This window comes from Brevibacterium sp. SIMBA_078, assembly GCF_046534565.1.
GTDB lineage: Bacteria > Actinomycetota > Actinomycetes > Actinomycetales > Brevibacteriaceae > Brevibacterium.
The window spans coordinates 810428-824630 of the sequence record NZ_JAWRYQ010000001.1 but is presented as its reverse complement, the minus strand read 5'-3'; the positions used below and the strand labels follow the sequence as shown (position 1 = coordinate 824630).

14 protein-coding genes are annotated in these 14203 nt (G+C 64.9%); 8 read left to right on the top strand and 6 right to left on the bottom strand.

Going from position 1 to position 14203, the window contains the following annotated elements; translation table 11 throughout:
- Positions 1 to 148: 148 nt before the first annotated feature.
- Entirely contained in the window at positions 149 to 949 is an 801-nt protein-coding gene (locus SB749_RS03680; protein ID WP_410709924.1) for an alpha/beta fold hydrolase, read from the bottom strand.
- Between the two features lie 57 nt (positions 950 to 1006).
- Between SB749_RS03680 and aroD the strand changes: the two genes are divergently transcribed.
- The gene (aroD, locus tag SB749_RS03675; protein WP_410709095.1) at positions 1007 to 1840 is read left to right on the top strand and encodes a type I 3-dehydroquinate dehydratase; all 834 of its coding nucleotides are present in this window, start codon (positions 1007 to 1009) and stop codon (positions 1838 to 1840) included.
- Between the two features lie 174 nt (positions 1841 to 2014).
- Here the strand turns inward: aroD and SB749_RS03670 are convergent, their stop codons facing one another.
- Complete coding sequence (locus SB749_RS03670; RefSeq protein WP_169253526.1) at positions 2015 to 2314, bottom strand: DUF4235 domain-containing protein; 300 nt, start codon at positions 2312 to 2314, stop codon at positions 2015 to 2017.
- 247 nt (positions 2315 to 2561) lie between these two features.
- On the opposite strand from SB749_RS03670, the gene SB749_RS03665 reads away from it, so the two are divergent.
- On the top strand, positions 2562 to 2762 hold the full coding sequence (locus SB749_RS03665; RefSeq protein ID WP_139468999.1) for a hypothetical protein: 201 nt from the start codon (positions 2562 to 2564) through the stop codon (positions 2760 to 2762).
- Positions 2763 to 2868: 106 nt separating this feature from the next.
- On the opposite strand, the gene SB749_RS03660 is transcribed toward SB749_RS03665, so the two are convergent.
- Positions 2869 to 3756 (bottom strand): aminotransferase class IV, encoded by an 888-nt coding sequence (locus SB749_RS03660; protein WP_410709094.1) that lies wholly within the window; start codon positions 3754 to 3756, stop codon positions 2869 to 2871.
- On the bottom strand, positions 3753 to 4856 hold the full coding sequence (locus SB749_RS03655; protein ID WP_410709093.1) for a VIT1/CCC1 transporter family protein: 1104 nt from the start codon (positions 4854 to 4856) through the stop codon (positions 3753 to 3755). The genes SB749_RS03660 and SB749_RS03655 overlap by 4 nt, the downstream gene beginning before the upstream one ends.
- A 413-nt stretch (positions 4857 to 5269) precedes the next feature.
- On the opposite strand from SB749_RS03655, the gene SB749_RS03650 reads away from it, so the two are divergent.
- From SB749_RS03650 to SB749_RS03640, 3 genes are all read left to right on the top strand, one after another.
- Positions 5270 to 7393, top strand: a complete 2124-nt coding sequence (locus SB749_RS03650; RefSeq protein WP_410709092.1) for a M28 family peptidase — start codon at positions 5270 to 5272, stop codon at positions 7391 to 7393.
- 253 nt (positions 7394 to 7646) lie between these two features.
- A complete protein-coding gene (locus SB749_RS03645) occupies positions 7647 to 8108 on the top strand; it encodes a DUF3817 domain-containing protein (RefSeq protein WP_410709091.1) in 462 nt (153 codons plus the stop codon).
- A gap of 197 nt (positions 8109 to 8305) precedes the next feature.
- Positions 8306 to 10054 (top strand): flotillin family protein, encoded by a 1749-nt coding sequence (locus SB749_RS03640; protein ID WP_410709090.1) that lies wholly within the window; start codon positions 8306 to 8308, stop codon positions 10052 to 10054.
- Here the strand turns inward: SB749_RS03640 and SB749_RS03635 are convergent.
- Complete coding sequence (locus SB749_RS03635) at positions 10021 to 10215, bottom strand: hypothetical protein (RefSeq protein ID WP_410709089.1); 195 nt, start codon at positions 10213 to 10215, stop codon at positions 10021 to 10023. The two genes, SB749_RS03640 and SB749_RS03635, sit on opposite strands and share 34 nt — an antisense overlap.
- 55 nt (positions 10216 to 10270) lie before the next feature.
- On the opposite strand from SB749_RS03635, the gene SB749_RS03630 reads away from it, so the two are divergent.
- Positions 10271 to 11179, top strand: a complete 909-nt coding sequence (locus SB749_RS03630) for a cation diffusion facilitator family transporter (protein ID WP_410709088.1) — start codon at positions 10271 to 10273, stop codon at positions 11177 to 11179.
- A gap of 60 nt (positions 11180 to 11239) precedes the next feature.
- Here SB749_RS03630 and menC read toward each other — a convergent pair whose 3' ends face one another.
- Positions 11240 to 12364 carry an o-succinylbenzoate synthase gene (menC, locus tag SB749_RS03625; RefSeq protein WP_410709087.1) on the bottom strand — a complete coding sequence of 375 codons (1125 nt, stop codon included), beginning with the start codon at positions 12362 to 12364 and terminating at the stop codon, positions 11240 to 11242.
- A gap of 168 nt (positions 12365 to 12532) precedes the next feature.
- On the opposite strand from menC, the gene SB749_RS03620 reads away from it, so the two are divergent.
- Together SB749_RS03620 and SB749_RS03615 are read left to right on the top strand one after the other, a co-directional pair.
- Positions 12533 to 13051, top strand: coding sequence for a GNAT family N-acetyltransferase (locus SB749_RS03620; RefSeq protein WP_410709086.1), 519 nt, complete (start codon positions 12533 to 12535; stop codon positions 13049 to 13051).
- Between the two features lie 122 nt (positions 13052 to 13173).
- Complete coding sequence (locus SB749_RS03615) at positions 13174 to 14184, top strand: FkbM family methyltransferase (protein ID WP_410709084.1); 1011 nt, start codon at positions 13174 to 13176, stop codon at positions 14182 to 14184.
- Positions 14185 to 14203: the final 19 nt, after the last annotated feature.

Genomic DNA, 14203 nt, shown 5'->3' with positions numbered 1-14203 from the left:
TGCGGCTCTGACCTGGGAAAACACACTGTCGTGCGTTACTTGATTGTTATAATCATCGATTGGAGCATGTAGGTATGCCGCTAATGGGTTTGCTACCGGTTACGGGATTTTGATGCAGTAGGCGGCCTTGTCTTCAGGATTCTTGCCTTCAGGATTTCTGCAGCGATTCCGTGAGGAAGCGGATGACGGCCGGAGTGACCACCTCGGCGAATTCTTCGAAGAATCCGTGTCGGCCTTCCGGCAGAATGCGCAGCTGAGATCCGGGGATGCGCTCGTGGAGGATCCGGGCATTCTCCACCGGGTTCATCCGATCGGCATCGCCGTGCATGATCAGCGTCGGGGCGGAGATCTCGGGCAGCCGGTCCCAGGCATTGTGGTTGGCGCTCACGCGCAGATGGGCAGATGATTCGGCGGCCGTCATCGTGTCGTCGCCGAGCATCTTGCTGTACTTCGCCGATACCGTCCATTCGGGGGTGTAGAAGAGGTCGAAGAGGTACTGGGTATGCTCATCACCGCGCAGCCTCGCCAGTGCCTGGCCGACTTCACGCGGACGCTTGACGGCATGCGTCCCGCCGGGAGAGGTGCCCCCGAGGACGAGAGCGCTCACCCGCTCCGGATGGTTGAGTGCCAGCATCTGTGTGATGCGCCCACCCATGGACGTGCCGTAGACCGCGGCCCGATCCACGCCGAGGTGGTCGAGCACGTCCGCGGCATCATCGGCGAAGCTCGCCGTCGACAGCTCCCCGAGCTCACCCCGGCTGCCGCCCGTTCCGCGATAGTCGAACGTGATCGTGCGGAAGTCCGCTTCGAAGTCCCCGCGCAGGTCATCCCACCACTCGTGCGAGTTCGACTGACCTTGCAGGAGGAGCAGGGCAGGAGCGTCCTCCGGCCCGCTGACCTGGATCTCGAGGGGGAATCCATCGCGCGCGCTGATCCTGTCCACCTGCATCGTCTCCACCCGTGTCCTCCTGCCCGCGCGCGCCTGGTCACCGCCTACGCTTGAGAAATGAAATCATTGCCGTTCCTCAATCCTGCCGCAGGATCGCCCGCGGTGCGCAATCCTGGGCGACCTGCCGTCATCGTGCCGACACAGGCGATCGATGCCGATGAGCTCGCCGCCGAATGCGCCGCGGCCGCTGCGACCGGAATCGTCGACGCCGTCGAATGGCGCATCGATCCGCTGCTCGTAGTCGCCTCCGGTTCCGCGCAAGGTGGCGTGCACAGGAGTGCGCACAGCCTCGCCGAGGCGGCCCTTCGTCTGCTTCCGAGTGCACTCACAGCGGAGCTGCCGATCCTCCTGACCGTCCGCACCTGTTTCGAGGGCGGGCAGGTGGAGATCACGGAGGATGATTACGCCGAGGTGGTGCGGGAACTCATCGCCGGGGTAGCCGGCAATGTGGACTCAGGCGTTCCCGTGGCCATTGACGTCGAGATCGATCGGGCCGAGTCGGGCTCCCTCATCGCCTCGGCGCAGGAAGCGGGCGTGCCCGTCGTCGCTTCGCACCACAATTTCGAGTCCACGGACTCTGCCGAGCGCCTGCTGAAGACGTTCGCTGCGATGAGCGAGGCCGGAGCGCATGTGGCCAAGGTGGCGATGATGCCGCAGGCACCGGCCGATGTTCTGCGTCTCCTGGAGGCGACTGCCGCGGCGGATGCCTCGCTGGCGGTTCCCGTGCTTGGAATCTCGATGGGTTCCTTGGGCCGGACGAGCAGGATCATGGGCGCCGACTTCGGCAGCTGCGCCACATTCGCGCAGATCGGTCAGGCTTCGGCGCCGGGGCAGATCGAGGCATCGGTCCTCGCCGAGATCCTCGACCGCGTCGGACCTAGGTGTGGATGAGCGGCCTCAAAGTTCATACGCAGTGATCTTGATCAGGGCGTATGAATTTCTGACTCGCGTTTGCTGGCGGGCCGGGCTCAACCGGCAGATTACGTCGGGAAGCAGACGGCCCGCGAAGCATGAGCTTCGCGGGCCGCTTCTCTGCTGCAGAAGCAGCAGAAAGTCAGCGGAGGATCAGTCGGTCATCTCTTCGATCTGCTTGCGGAACTTCTTCGGCAGGGCTTCCTCGCCGAAGTTGTTGCGTACGGTGTTCGCGGCGATGCGCTGAACCACGAGCTGAGCCACGGCCACACCGACACCGGAGACGATCGTCCAGGCCAGTGCCTCGGACATCGAGATCTCGTCATCGACGGGGTTCGACGGCGCCGGGCGCTTCGTCGACTTCTCCCACGCGAAGGTCAGGGTCTTGCGAGCGACGAATGCAGCTGCGATGGGCGCTCCCACGCCGATGATCTGCCAAGCGAGCTTTCCCATGCTCGTGTCCTTTCCTTTGAACCTTGAGCCCCACCACTCTCACGAGCAGCGGGAACCTATTCCGTCGAAGTCAACACTAACGCAGGACGATGCGCGCGAGGCCACCCGCGATTGAACGAGGTCGAGAAAGTTCGCTCATTTCATACTTTTGGGGGATGTGCCGGGCGGACCGGGGGAGATAGCGTGAGAGCACGCTTCGATCGGGCAAGGGAAGGTCTGGGTCGAAACGTGAAGAGAAAGGCACACGATGCTGAGGAAGTGGAAGACGCGCGTCGTCACCGGACTGTTCGTCTGTGGCGCCCTCGGATTCCTGCTTGCGCTGCTGCCGGGAATGTCCGGCGTCTTCTGGCCGGTGTGGCTGATCAGCTGCGCCGCCTGCATCCTCGGGCTCGTACTCGCCTTCACTCTCCCCTCGGCGAAACCCGCCGACGCTCTGCCCCGAGCCTGAGAGCTCGGGGCAGTGCATCCCCGAAGGCGCCCAGAGCCCGGCAACCTCGGGGCAGCGCATCCCCGAAAGTACCCGCCGCTGCTCGGAGCCGGCGGCTCCCGCGACCTCACCGTCCGCGGATGATCTCCTGGAACCTGTCGGTCAGAGTCTGATCAACTGAGATCGCGTTCCCATCGAGTTCGCGCAGCGCGACCGCCGTGCGCATCGACGAGACGTACCAAGCCCCATCCGCCGCCTTGACGTCGTCGAGGCTCAGGTCGGCATATTCGGCACGCAGGCCCAGATCCTCCGCATGATCGAAGATCAGGCGCTGAGTCGTTCCCGACAGCAGACCCGCCTCCGGATTCGGCGTGAGGAGGCGGTCGCCTCGGCGGATGATGAGATTCGCGGTCGGTCCTTCGAGCACGATTCCGTCATGGGAGACGAACAGCGCCTCATCGGCGTCATTGGACGCGGCATAGCGGCCGGCGGCCTGATTGACCGCATACGACAGAGTCTTCGCGCCGATGAGCAGCCACGGAGCCTTGCTGCCGATATAGGCGTCGAAGCCGCGATCGAGGCTGACGGCGGTGACACCTTGCTCCCGAGCTGTACGGATGTGGTCGTCCACGGGCACGGGAAAGGCCCACCCGCGGCCTCGGTACTCTCCGTTCGCGTCCTGCTCCCCGCGGGAGAGCGCGTAGCGGATCCCGAACTCGACATGCTCCGGATCGGCGGCGGCCACCTCGGCGATGAGGGAATCGATGACTCGATCCCACAGTCCTTGGTCGGGATCGGGCAGATCCAGCGCCGAGGCGGACGCGCGGAACCGGGTGAAGTGCCGTTCTCGCGACACCACGGTGGCACCGCGCGCACCCATGCTCACCAGCACGGTTTCGAAGATCCCGTCTCCGCGATGAGCGGAGAGGTCCGTGACGGGCAGGTGGGCGGCACCCAGGTCGGTGAGTTCGAACGTGCCGGTGGTGGGGTCGACGAGGATGAGCGGATCGGTCATGCGGTACCTCCGAAGAGCAGGCCGAGGGCGTAGGTCACGGCGGCGGCGCCGAAGCCGATGCCGAGTTGGCGCAGGGCGCGGGGGCCGGGCGATTTGCCGGAGAGCAGGCCGACGATGCCGCCGGTGAACAGCAGCGCGATGCCGACGAGGCCGGCGGACAGGAACACGGCGGGCAGCCCGGACATGCCGAAGATGTAGGGCAGGATCGGGATGAGCGCGCCGGAGGAGAAGAAGCAGAAGCTCGACAGGGCGGCGCCGAGGCCGGTGCCCAGCTCGTCGCGGTCGACCTCGGAATCGAGATTCGGCAGCCTCGGCGCCTGTTTGTTCTTCGCCGCCGCGATCGTGCGGTTGGCGCGGGCCTCGGCCTCGCGGGCTTCCATTCCGCGGGCGCGGAAGACGAGGGCGAGCTCGTTGGCGTCGATGTTGAGATCGGCCAGAGCGTGCCGGGATTCGGGGTCGGGGGTGGAGGCGTCGAGGAGTTCGCGCTGGGAGCGCACCGAGATGTATTCGCCGGCTCCCATCGACAGGGCTCCGGCGAGCAGTCCGGACACGCCGGTGAGCAGGATGACGGTGTTCGAGACTCCAGCCGCGCCGACACCGAGGACAAGTGCGAGGTTCGAGACCAAGCCGTCGTTGGCACCGAAGACGGCGGCGCGGAAGTTCCCCGACAGGCGGGCGCGGGAACGGGCGGCCAGGGCACGGACCACCTCGGCGTGGATGCGCTCATCGGCGGCCATCTCGGCGGAGGCGGCTTCCTCTTCGTCGTACGGCGAGCTCGTCTCGGACTGCTGAGCAAGGGCGAGGACGAACACGGAGCCGAACATGCCTCCGAGGAAAGCCAGGCAGCGTGTGAGGAGGTCAGCGGAACGGCCCTTCTCCGCGTGTTCGCCGAGCAGAGTGATCCAGTGCTCCTGGTGTCGGGATTCCGCGGCGGCGAGACTGAGCAGGATCTCACGGTCCTCGCCCTTGCGGCGTTCTGCGAGGTTGCGATACACGCGCTCCTCGAGCCGTTCGTTGGCGAGGTAGCGCTGCCAGCGGCGAATGGTCCGTCTGTCGGGGGAGGCGGGCGGAGTCCCTCCTGCGGAGTCATGGGTCGTCACTGGTCCAAGTCTAATCCGGTGGTGTGGTTTCGGCACGGGGTGGGGTGGGGGAGAGCGGTGGGAGCGACCGTCGGTGCGGACGCGGCGACCGCAGAGAATCCGCATGCGGACCGCAGGCAGTCCGCGCATGCGAAACCAATCAGTGACCGGTTGTTATCAATTCGTAACCTTAAAGCCGGCTGTGGTGCGTTAGATTAATGACCAATGTGAGTTGTGTCACCGTTTCGTTATAGAAGCATGTGATTCGTTACCAATGACGAGTCATAGCGAAGCGTCAGAATCGAGCTTCCCCGCAAGCGCAGCTGTAAAGAGGCCGACACCGGTATGGACGAGCAGTCATGCCGTGCGGTCGCTTCCGGTGCGCCGTCATGTGCGATTCCTCTGGACACAGACAAAGGAGCGAAAGGAACTCCATGAAGTTGCGCACGAAGAGCTGGCTGGCGGTCACCGCCACGGCCGGACTGGTCCTCGGCGGGGTGAGCCCGACACTGGCGGCGGGCACTGCGGGACCGACTGAACACACCGATATGGGTGTCAACGGGGACGCCGTGATGGAGCATCTGCAGAAGATCTCCGATATCTCCACCTCGCACGCGGATGAAGGATTCCGTGCGCTGGGCACGCCCGGCTACGAAGAAGCCGTGGAATACGTCGAATCCACCCTCGAGGCGACTGGCGCATTCGATGTGAAGCGTCAGGCCTTCGACGTCGAGAGCCAGGACTTCGGCACCGTCGACGTCAAAGTCGACGGAGAAACGGTCGAGGTGGCGACCGCCTCATATACAGAGGGAACGACCGAGCCGCTGACCGACTTGCCGGTGGTGCTGCCGGTCGATGACGACAACAGCGACCTTGCCGGCGGACAGCTCGGCTGCCAGGCGAGCGACTTCGATGACAGCGCCGAGGGCGCCCTCGTGCTCGTGTCCCGCGGCGAATGCGCCTTCGGCGACAAGACCAAGGCCGCCACCGAAGCCGGTGCCGCGGCGGTCATCATCTACAACAATGACAAAGAGAACCCCGACGAGGAGCTCAACGCCACTCTCGGCGAACGCATGGAGGGCAGTGCGCCGACCGTGACGGTCACCTACAACGTCGGCACTGACCTCCTTGAGAAGGTCGAAGCCGCAGGCGCGGAGGCCGGGGCAGAAGCTGGCAGTCAGACGGACGCCGAGGCAGGACTCGGCCAAGGTGCCGACGAAGCCGATGAGGCCGAAGGAGGTCAGGCAGAGGCACAGGACGCCGCGGCCCTGACTGCCGACTTCACGCTCGAGACCGAGTTCGTCACCGAGACGACCTGGAACGTCATTGCCGAGACCAAGGCCGGCGACCACGACAACGTCCAGATGTTCGGTGCTCACCTCGACGGCGTCGAAGAAGGTCCCGGCGTCAACGACAACGGCTCGGGATCTGCAGCACTCCTCGCTTCGGCCGAAGCGCTCGCCGAGCAGCCGACCGAGGTCGACAACGCCATCCGCTTCGGCTGGTGGGGCGCAGAAGAGGTCGGACTCGTCGGTTCGACGGAGTATGTCGCGAGCCTCGACGATGCTGAGCTGGGCAAGATCAAGTCGTACATGAACTTCGACATGATCGGCTCCGACAACTACATCGTCGGCACGCTCGACTCGGACGGCTCCGATGTGCCGATCCCCGACGGCGTCAACGTCCCCGAAGGCTCGGCCGAGCTCGAGAAGGTCTTCACCGACTACTTTGCCGATATCGACCAGCCCAACGTCGGCACCGACTTCTCCGGGCGCTCGGACTACCAGGCGTTCATCGACAACGGCATCCCTGCCAGCGGCCTGTTCTCCGGTGCCGACGGCACGAAGACCGCCGAGGAAGCCGAGATGTTCGGCGGCACCGTCGGTGAGAAGCACGACACGAACTACCACCAGCCCACGGACACGATCGAGAACGTGAGCAAGGAGTCCATCGACATCTTCGCTCCCGCCATCGGCTTCGCCGTCCACACGCTGGCCTATGACCTCACCGACGCGCCGACGGATCCTCCGACCGATCCGACGACTCCGCCCACGGATCCCACTGATCCGCCCACGGAGACGCCGACCGAGGCTCCTGATGAGCGAGCTCTGAGCATCGACCCGAAAACGATCGAGGCGCCGGACTTCGTCAGTGAGAAGGGCGTCCAGGTCGCGGCCACCGGCTGCACTGCTGACACCACGGCGACGATGACGGTGACCCCGAACAACGGGAAGATCGAGAAGTTCGAACAGACAGCCGAGGTCGGCGCCGACGGCACCGCCCGATTCGGAGTCCGCGGACTCGATGCATCGATGGTCGACAGCTACATCGGCACCTACGATGTCACCGTCGACTGCGAAGGCGGAGATCCGCTGACCGGATCCTTCGAGGTCGTCGCCGAAGGTGACGGACCGGGAGCCGGCGACGGCGGCAACGGTGGCGGCGGAGGAGACCTTCCGCGCACCGGTAACGAAGCCCTGCCGCTGATCCTGTCGGCCGGAGCGCTCATCGCGCTCGGTCTGGCGATGACGCTGGGTTCGCGCCGGCGCCGCGGCTGAGCAGAGGAATCACACCGTCACCGAGGCGGAGCTTCGTCGAGATCTGATCGACGATGACGCGCCGTCTCGGTGGGGGGCACGAACTGCGCGGGCCGGTGACCGAGGAGGTCACCGGCCCGCGCAGTTGTGTCCGTGACCTGACTGGACCGGGGGAGTGGACTCCGACTTGGTGGAACTCCGGACTGAGACGATTCCGCTCAGTCGGCGGCGGTCTTCAGCTGACGCCCAACCCGTCAAGGGACAATGGTCTTCTGTGACTCCCAAACGTTTCTTCACCTTCTTCGCCATCGCCGAGACCATGACCTGGACTCTGCTGCTGATCGGCATGTTCCTCAAGTACGTCACCCACACCACCGAGGTGGGGGTGCGGATCGGCGGAGGCGTCCACGGCTTCATCTTCATCTGCTTCGTCATCGCCGTCATCGGCGTCGGCACCTCGCAGCAGTGGAGCAAACGCCGCATCGCCACGGGACTGGGATCGGCGATCATTCCGTATGCCACGATTCCCTTCGAGCGTTCGGTGGAGAAGACCGGATCCCTCGAAGGAGACTGGGGTCTGGGCCGCAACGGCCGCACCCCGCAGACCTGGTTCGAGAAGCTCACCTCGTGGTGCATCCGCTTCCCGTGGGCGGCCATCGGCATCGGAGTCATCTTCGTCATCCTCGTCTTCTCGGGTCTGCTCATCGCCGGTCCGCCATGGGAATGGGGCAAGTGAACTTGATCACTGCATCGGTGGTGTGAAGGAAGGCTTCCACCGCACGGTTGACGGTCAGGGTGGGCCGCCTCGGCGAGATTCTGCCTTTGAGCGCGAGGGTTTCCACCCTGTTGCGTGCCAGTGGGCTGGCCTAGGATGAAAGGGGCCGGCCGGCGATCGGTCGGTCGGCACATCCCACTGCGATGAAAGGCCCACTGATGGACCTGCTCTTCGGCGCCGGAGGAATCGGCGTCCTCGTGATCATCATCCTGATCGCGCTGTTCGTGATCCTGCGCTCCTACAAGATCGCCTCACCGTCCGAGGCGCTCATCATCACCGGTCGGAACGCCTCGGGCGCTTCGGGAACCGGTCGCATCGTCATCGGGGGTCGCTCGGTCGTCTACCCGATCGTGCAGAAGGCGTTCATCCTGTCGCTGTCCTCGCGGCAGATCTCCGTCGAGATCGACGGCATCTCCATCAACGGCATCGCCCTGCGTCTGCGCGGCGTCGCCCAGGTCAAGGTCGGCGGCACCGAGGATGATGTGCGCAAGGCCGCACAGCGCTTCCTCGACCAGCAGGACCAGATCGACCACTACTCGAAGGAGATCCTCTCCGGCACCCTGCGCGCCGTGGTCGGCACCCTCACCGTCGAGCAGATCATCCAGGACCGCGCTTCCTTCGCCGCGCAGGTGCAGGAAGAGTCCGCGCACTCGATGAACAACCAGGGCCTCATCATCGACACGTTCCAGATCTCGGCCGTCGAGGACGAAGGCAGCTACCTGCGCGACTGGGGTCGTCCGCAGGCCGCCGAAGTAGCGAAGAACGCCGCCATCGCCGAGGCGAACGCCGGCCGTGCTTCGGCCGTCGAGCAGGCGCAGCAGAACGAAGAGACCCAGAAGCAGCAGGCGCTCACCGATCAGGCGATCGCCGAACAACAGCAGCAGTTGGCGCTGCGCAGGGCCGCGCTGAAGGAAGAGGCCGATCAGCGACAGGCCACGGCAGACAACGCCGGCCCGCTGGCCGCAGCAGCCGAGAAGCAGAAGCTGCTCGAGAAGGACCGGATCGTGGCGAAGGAGGCCGCGGAGCTGCGCGCCGAACAGCTCGACGCCGAAGTGCGCAGACCTGCCGACGCTGAACGCTACCGGCAGCAGGCCGCGGCCGATGCCCGCGCATATGAGATCGAGGCGCAGGGTCGGGCCGAGGCCGCCGCCGAGCTCCATCGTCGGTCGAAGGACGCCGAGGCGATCCGCCTCGAAGGTGAAGCCGAGGCCGATGCGATTCGTGCCCGCGGTGAGGCCGAAGCCGAGGCGCTGCGTGCACAGGCCGAGGCCTACAAGCAGTTCAACGATGCGGCCGTGCTGTCGAAGGTGCTCGAGGTGCTGCCCTCGGTCGCCGGGGAGCTGGTGGCGCCGTATGCGAACATCAAGGACCTCTCGATCGTGTCCACCGATGGCGAGTCGAAGCTCGCGAACTCCGTGTCGAACAACCTCTCGCAGGTCCTCGAGGTCGTGCGCGGAACGACCGGTGTCGACCTCACCGACCTCGTGGCCAAGGCGAAGCGCTCCGGCGGAGCCGGCTCGAGTGGTGATGGTTCGGGCGAACCCGGTGGAAACGGCGGTTCTGGCGGGCCCGGCAGGAACACGCCAGGTGGTTCGTCCGGGACGGGCCGCTCCTCGAGCGAGGTCGTCGACGGAGTCGTCGCTGACGATGCGTCTGCCAGGTCGCGATCGACAGGCACGGGATTCGATCCGAAGGCCTTCCTCGATGACAGCGGGGTCGACCTCGACCGGATCGGCGACGAGGTGAAGAAGGCCACCGGCTTCGACGTGCAGGCCTATATCGACGAGGCGAAGCGCCGCCTCGACGAGAGCGGTGCGAGCACGTCCAGGACGGATGCGGCAGACATCCCCGACAGCGATGAGCCCGGCGACGATCAGGACGACGACAGCAAGGGCACCCAGAGCTGACAGCCGCCCCGGATGAGGGGCGCCCACATCACGCAGCAGCGGCCGCCGAGGACATCCTCGGCGGCCGCTTCTTGCGTGGAGCGTGCCGCGGTGCCGACTGACCGAGCGACGATGTGCCCTGCGGACGGGGTCCGGTGTGCTCCGGCTCTTCCTTCCGGCACATCGGATGCATAAATAAATGTGCATATGTTAATGTATTGAGTCGAGGAGGTATCTATGGCTCACGATCATGCGCATGGTTCAGGTTCGCGGCGACAGCTGCGGATCGTCTTCGGCATCGTCGCGACGATCTTCGTGTTTCAGCTCATCGGCTCGGTGGTCACGGGCAGTCTCGCGCTGCTCATCGACACCGGCCACAACGCCGTCGATCTCATCGGCATCGGCATCGCACTCTTCGCGGCGAGCTTGGTCAGCAAGCCGACGGGTGGACAGAAGACCTGGGGGTTCCGTCGGGCGGAAGTGCTCGCGGCTGGTGCTCAGGCGACCCTGCTGCTGGGGCTCGGCGTCTACAGCCTCATCGAAGGCATCCGGCGATTCTTCGTCCCGCCGGAGGTGCCCGGACCGGGCCTGCTGCTCTTCGGTGCCATCGGCCTCGTCGGCAACCTCGTCTCCATCGTCATCCTCAGCTCATCGAAGGAAGACTCCCTCAACCTCAAAGCGGCGTTCCTCGAGGTCATCGCCGATGCGCTCGGCTCGGTGGCCGTGATCTTCGCGGCTCTGGCGATCTGGCTCTTCGGTTGGGACCGAGCCGACGCCGTGGCCGCCCTGATCATTGCGGCGCTCATCGTTCCCAGAGCGTTCGCCATCCTGCGCGAGACCGGATCGATCCTGCTCGAAGAGGCACCGAAGGAGCTCGACCTCGACAAGGTCCGCGAGCATCTCGAGGCAGTCGAGCATGTGCAGGAAGTCCACGACCTCCACATCACGCGCATCGACTCGAATCTGCCGGTGCTCACCGCTCATGTCGTTCTCGCGGATGAATGCTTCTATGACGGGCATGCTCCGCGCATCCTCAAGGCTCTGCAGGAATGCCTGACAGAGCACCACAAGATCGCGATCGAACACTCGACGTTCCAGTTCGACCGGGCGAAGGACGCCGCCGAGGAGACTCACACCCACGACTGAGGCGGCCCCGCCTGCCGGTCGGTGCCCGGTGAGGGGAGGGCCGCCTCGGCGAACCTTGTCCTACTGTCCGGGCAGGATCTCCACTGATTCGGTGCGGAAGCGTTCGAGCTTGGCCGGGTCGATGGAGACGCCGAAGCCGATGCCGGTGGGCACGTCGACCTTGCCGTCGTACATGACGATCTCCTCGGTGATGTCCTCGTGGAAGAACCGATTCGAGCCGGAGATGTCGCCGGGCAGGGTGAAGCCCGGCAGTGATGCCAGCGCCGCATTCGCCGCCCGCCCCAGGCCGGTCTCGACCATTCCGCCGTGCCAGACGGCGACGCCGTGGGCGGCGGCGAGATCGTGGATCTTCTTCGCCTCGACGAACCCGCCGACCCGTCCGGGCTTGATGTTGATCACCGAGGTGGCGCCGAGCATGATCGCGTCCGCGGCAGCCTCGGCGGAGACGATCGACTCGTCGAGGCACATCGGAGTGTCCATGAGCTTGGCGAGCTCGGCGTGCTGGCGGATGTCGGCCTCGCCGAGGGGCTGTTCGATGAGCAGGAGACCGTAGTCGTCGAGGCGGCGCAGGTGTGCGGCGTCGACGAGAGTGTAAGCGGCGTTCGCGTCGACCTGGAAGCCGAAGTCGTCGCCGAAGGCCTTGCGCACCGCGGCCACTGGGGCGATGTCCTTGCCGGGCTTGATCTTCAACTTGATCCGGGCATACCCCTCTTCGAGGTAGCCGCCGATGACCTTGACGGTCTCCTCGACGGAATCCTGGATGCCGACGGACACTCCTGAAGGCACGGAGTCGACCACTCCGCCCAGGTAGTCCTTGAATGACTGGTTGTTGAGCTTGAGCTGAGCCTCGATGACGGCCATCTCCAGAGCCGACTTCGCCATCGGGTGGCCGATGACATGACGCAGGTGCCAGCCGACGGTCTCCGCGGTGAGATTCTCGACGTCGAAGAGCAGCGGTGCCAGCCAGCGGCGAGTGACATCGATGCCGGCGGCCACATACTCGGAAGAGTAGAGCGGAGAGATCATCGCCACCGACTCGCCCCACCCGGTGACCTCACCCTGCGGGGTGTCGAAGACAGCCTCGACGAGGTAGCAGTCCTTCTCCGTCTCCCTCATGAACGAGGTCTCGAACGGAGTGACCAGCGGGATCGAGACTTGGTGGAGGGTGACTGACTTGAGCTTCATATGCCGGGCTCCTGCTTCGCAACGGGGCGGATGGGTCTTCGCTTCCACCTTATGCCAGTGGTCCGCGCCGAGTTGATCTGTACTGCTCCGTGGCCGCAGACGACAGCCTTGACTCTTGGTCCTAGCTCGGAGACGATCAGGGCATCCGAATATGAGGAAACCTATCCCATGATCGAGTTGAAAGCACTGACGCCAGCCGACATCGTGGCTCATAACCTCGGCGAGGATGCCGAGACAGTTCGCTGGTTGACTGGCGAGTATGGCACCGAGGAGTCCACCCGCCAACACTTCGAGCGATTGGCGAACAACGCGTCCAGCGGACTCGGTGCCAGAGGGTTCGGGATTTGGGCGGATGAACGTTTGGCTGGCTATATTGAGTGCGATCCGGACCTCGCTGACTTGCCTGCGAAAGGCGATGTCAACGTGTCTTACTCAATCCATCCTCGGGCTCGCCGCCGAGGAATTGCGACTGCCGCGGTAGAAATCATCTGCGAAATCATCGTAGCCGAGGAAATTGGGTCGCGCGCGATCGCACGGATCGAGGAAGGAAACACAGCTTCGATTGGCGTCGTGAGCAGATTGGGCTTCGAGTTCATGGGCACGTATCGATCCACGATCGACCAGCACCTGGACGGTAAGCCAATGGTCTACCAGGTCTACAGCCTGGATCTTCATCGGCGAATCTGATCATGCCCGGTGCCGGATTATTGGGTGAGTCTCGGCCTTAACCTAATGCAGAACCCTGGAGCGGCGGGCCGGCGATTGATAGTGTGAACAAAAGTCTTCCTGTCAGCAAGGGGGCCATCGTCGTGAATGACCACCTGCGCACTTTCACCGCGCGCAGACAGTCCTGGTTCGGCCTCAAGCTGCCGGTCAAAACCGCCCTCGCACAACCTGCGCTCCACCCTCTGCTGCGAACGATCGCGCCCCGGATCAGAGGGCTGAAGATCGGTCGCCTTCCCGCCCCCATCGAACTCACCGAGATCCGCGGACGAGCGGGCGGAGCCGACTTCATCCTCGTCGAGCCCTTCCGCTGCGAGATCGCCAAAGAGTTCTACTGGGGAAGGGGCCGACGCACCGAACCCGAAGACGCGTTCGCCCTCGACCTCATGGTCGCGCTCAGCGCCGATGCCGATGTCTTCCTCGACATCGGTGCCTACACCGGGGTCTTCACCATGGCCGTCCTCGCCGCGAACGAGAATGTGCGCGCCCACGTCTTCGAGATCATCCCCGCTGTGGTCGCGGGTGTGGAGAAGAACGTCGAACGCAACGGCTTCAACAGCCGCGTGACCGTCCACCCGACCGGGGTCGGCAGCCCCGACACCTGGATGAAGGTGCCCATCGGGGACGGGGGATCGGCGCTGCCGTCGTTCTACTCCTCCGATATGCACTTCGATTCCGACGCCGAGGTGCGCTTCACTTCTCTCGACGCACTCCTGCCCGAGGTGCTGGCCGAGGCGTCGGAGCGAGATCCGCGGTTGCACGCCGGGGAAGGTGTACCTGACGTTTCAGGGCGGGGAGAGGCACCGCGCGTGACGGTGAAGATCGACGTCGAAGGCGGTGAGAACGATGTCTTCGCTCACGGGCAGGACTTCCTCGCCGCGCTGCACCCGGACATCCTCTGCGAAGTCCTCGATGACCGCGCGAAACCACGCGAACTCATGGGCCACCTCGGCGAGCACGGCTACCACTACTACCTCGTCGGCGAAGATCGACTAAACGCGCGGACGACGATCCGCCCGGATCCTCACCTGCGCGACTGGCTGTTCACGCTGAAGTCACCGGATCAGATGCGCGCGGCGGGCTACCCGGTCGACTGAAGCCCTGCTGCCGACAGTT

Coding starts and splice junctions, on each gene's coding strand:
- SB749_RS03620 (WP_410709086.1), top strand. CDS start 12,533: ATGATCGAGTTGAAAGCACTGACGCCAGCCGACATCGTGGCTCATAAC.
- SB749_RS03650 (WP_410709092.1), top strand. CDS start 5,270: ATGAAGTTGCGCACGAAGAGCTGGCTGGCGGTCACCGCCACGGCCGGA.
- SB749_RS03670 (WP_169253526.1), bottom strand. CDS start 2,314: ATGGGAAAGCTCGCTTGGCAGATCATCGGCGTGGGAGCGCCCATCGCA.
- SB749_RS03660 (WP_410709094.1), bottom strand. CDS start 3,756: ATGACCGATCCGCTCATCCTCGTCGACCCCACCACCGGCACGTTCGAA.
- SB749_RS03665 (WP_139468999.1), top strand. CDS start 2,562: ATGCTGAGGAAGTGGAAGACGCGCGTCGTCACCGGACTGTTCGTCTGT.
- aroD (WP_410709095.1), top strand. CDS start 1,007: ATGAAATCATTGCCGTTCCTCAATCCTGCCGCAGGATCGCCCGCGGTG.
- SB749_RS03630 (WP_410709088.1), top strand. CDS start 10,271: ATGGCTCACGATCATGCGCATGGTTCAGGTTCGCGGCGACAGCTGCGG.
- SB749_RS03640 (WP_410709090.1), top strand. CDS start 8,306: ATGGACCTGCTCTTCGGCGCCGGAGGAATCGGCGTCCTCGTGATCATC.
- SB749_RS03680 (WP_410709924.1), bottom strand. CDS start 949: ATGCAGGTGGACAGGATCAGCGCGCGCGATGGATTCCCCCTCGAGATC.
- menC (WP_410709087.1), bottom strand. CDS start 12,364: ATGAAGCTCAAGTCAGTCACCCTCCACCAAGTCTCGATCCCGCTGGTC.